Annotated in this window: 1 protein-coding gene; it reads left to right on the forward strand. The window is 62.4% G+C overall.

The features are described from left to right. The first annotated feature begins 37 nt into the window (after positions 1–37). Entirely contained in the window at positions 38–2,449 is a 2,412-nt protein-coding gene (locus WLY71_RS30205; protein ID WP_347806499.1) for a glucose/quinate/shikimate family membrane-bound PQQ-dependent dehydrogenase, read from the forward strand. Positions 2,450–2,887: the final 438 nt, after the last annotated feature.

A 2,887-nucleotide genomic window follows, 5' to 3' on the forward strand; every position in this document is an offset into this window, starting at 1 on the left:
GCGCGGAACTACTTAAAACGTCACGGAGAACCACACTATGAGCACTGATGGTGCTTTGAGTCGAAGCCGTCTGCTGCCGAGCCTGCTCGGTATCCTGCTTCTGCTAATAGGCCTGGCCATGCTGGCCGGGGGGATCAAGCTGAGCATGCTCGGCGGCTCGCTGTATTACCTGCTGGCCGGTATCGGCCTGGCGCTGACCGGGGGGCTGCTGATCGCTGCCCGCCGCGCTGCACTGGGCCTCTACGCGCTGGTGCTGTTCGCCAGCACCGTTTGGGCCTTGTGGGAAGTCGGCCTCGATTGGTGGCAACTGGTGCCGCGTCTGGCCATGCTGTTTGCGCTGGGCATCGTCATGTTGCTGCCGTGGTTCCGCCGTCCACTGTTGCTCACTGGCCCTGCGCCGATGGGCACCGGCGCACTGAGCGTGGCCGTGGTGCTGGCGGGCGTTGCTGCGCTGGCCAGCCAATTCACCAATCCGGGTGAAATCAAAGGCCAACTGGACCGCGACAGCGTACCGGGCATGACCAACACCGCCCCGGCCATGCCCGACGGTGACTGGAACTCCTACGGCCGCAGCGCTCACGGCGATCGTTACTCACCACTGACACAGATCACCCCGCAGAACGTGAACAAGCTCGTTCCGGCCTGGACCTACCGCACCGGCGACCTGCCTGGGCCGAACGACCCGGGTGAAACCACTGCCGAAAACACCCCGCTGAAAGTCAACGGCATGCTCTACGTCTGCACGCCGCACAGCCAGGTGATCGCGCTGGACCCGGACACTGGCAAGGAAATCTGGCGTTTCGATCCGAAGCTCTCCACGCAAAACGCGGCGAACTTCAAGGGTTGGGCGCACATGACCTGCCGTGGCGTGACGTATCACGATGACGCCGCTTACGCGTCCGAGCAAAGCCCGACGGGCACTGCCAGCCCTGCGCCGGTCAGCAGCGTCTGTCCACGCCGGATCTTCCTGCCGACTGCCGACACCCGTCTGATCGCCCTCGACGCCGACACCGGCAAGATGTGCGAAGACTTTGGTGACAAGGGCCAGGTTGATCTGCGCGCCAACATCGGCGGCTTCACTGCCGGCGGTTACTACTCCACCTCACCTCCAGCGGTCACTAAAGACCTGGTGGTGATTGGCGGCCACGTCACCGACAACGTCTCTACCGACGAGCCTAGCGGCGTGATCCGCGCGTTCGACGTGCACACCGGCAAACTGGTGTGGAACTGGGACAGTGGCAACCCGGACGACACCACGCCGATTGCCGAAGGCAAGGTCTACACCCGCAACTCGCCGAACATGTGGTCCATGTTCGCCGTCGATGAAAAACTCGGCATGCTTTACCTGCCGATGGGCAACCAGACCCCGGACCAGTTCGGTGGCGATCGCACGCCAGAATCGGAACTGCATGCCGCCGGCCTGACCGCCCTCGACATCGCCACCGGCCAAGTGCGCTGGCACATGCAGTTCACCCACCATGACCTGTGGGACATGGACGTCGGTGGCCAGCCAACCCTGATGGACCTGAAAACCGCAGACGGTGTGAAACCAGCGGTACTCGCGTCCACCAAGCAAGGCAGCATCTACGTGCTGGACCGCAGCACCGGCAAGCCGATCGTGCCGATCAACGAAGTGCCTGTACCGCAGGGCTCGGTGGAAGGTGATCACACCTCGCCAACCCAACCGAAATCCGACCTGAACCTGATGCCGCCGCCGCTGCAAGAGCGCGACATGTGGGGCGTCACCCCGTTCGACCAACTGATCTGCCGGATCGACTTCAAATCCATGCGCTACGACGGCCCGTTCACGCCGCCATCGCTGCAAGGTTCGATCGTGTATCCAGGCAACTTCGGCGTGTTCGACTGGGGCGGCATCTCGGTTGACCCGGTGCGTCAGATTGCTTTCATGAACCCGGACTACATGGCGTTCAAATCGAAAATGATCCCGGCCGCCGAAATCGCTGCCCAAGGCCCGCGTAAAAGCGAAACCGAAGGCGTGCAGCCAAACAAAGGCGCGCCATACGGCGTCATCCTCGAACCCCTGCTCTCGCCATTGGGCCTGCCGTGCCAGGCGCCAGCCTGGGGTTATGTGGCGGCGGTCGACCTGACCACCAGCAAAATCATCTGGAAACACAAAAACGGCACCGTGCGCGACAGCTCGCCGGCTCCGATCCCGCTGAGCATGGGCGTGCCTAGCCTGGGCGGCACCTTCACCACTGCCGGTGGCGTTGGTTTCCTGAGCGGCACCCTCGACCAGTACCTGCGCGCCTACGACGTGAAAAACGGCAAGCAGTTGTGGGAAGGCCGCCTGCCAGCCGGCGCGCAAACCACGCCGATGACCTACACCGGCAAGGACGGCAAGCAATACGTGCTCGTTGTTGCGGGCGGTCATGGGTCGCTGGGCACCAAGCAGGGTGACTACGTGATTGCGTACAAACTGTCCGAGTAAGTTTTAGCGGCGGTTAAAGGAAAGGCGACTCCTGTGATGGAGGTCGCCTTTTTTTGTGGCCGCTGGATTTCCCGTCACACCGCACATCCCCTGTGGGAGCGAGCTTGCTCGCGATGGCTGTTTAACATTCAATATCAATGTCGGCTGACACTCCGTCATCGCGAGCAAGCTCGGCTCCCACAGTGGAACGGTGTACATCTGCGCGTGATTGGTCGGCTGTCAGGCCGCCATCGCAGCGATGCGGCGCCCCCCCGCCCCTCACCACTCAACAGGCCGAGCGTTAGCTCGCCTGCAGCTTGTGATCTTGATCCACCCGGCGAAACCGCCAGCCGCCGTTACCGCAGAAACGGATATGTACACAACCAACAGCAACATGGTCGGCCCAAAGGCCGCCAAGTCAAACACACCTGTCAAAACCCTGAACACACACCCAGAAAT

Source organism: Pseudomonas rossensis, from assembly GCF_039888995.1.
Taxonomy (GTDB): Bacteria; Pseudomonadota; Gammaproteobacteria; order Pseudomonadales; family Pseudomonadaceae; genus Aquipseudomonas; species Aquipseudomonas rossensis.

Excerpts from the sequence above, each read along its gene's own strand:
- WLY71_RS30205 (WP_347806499.1), top strand. The coding sequence starts at position 38 with ATGAGCACTGATGGTGCTTTGAGTCGAAGCCGTCTGCTGCCGAGCCTG.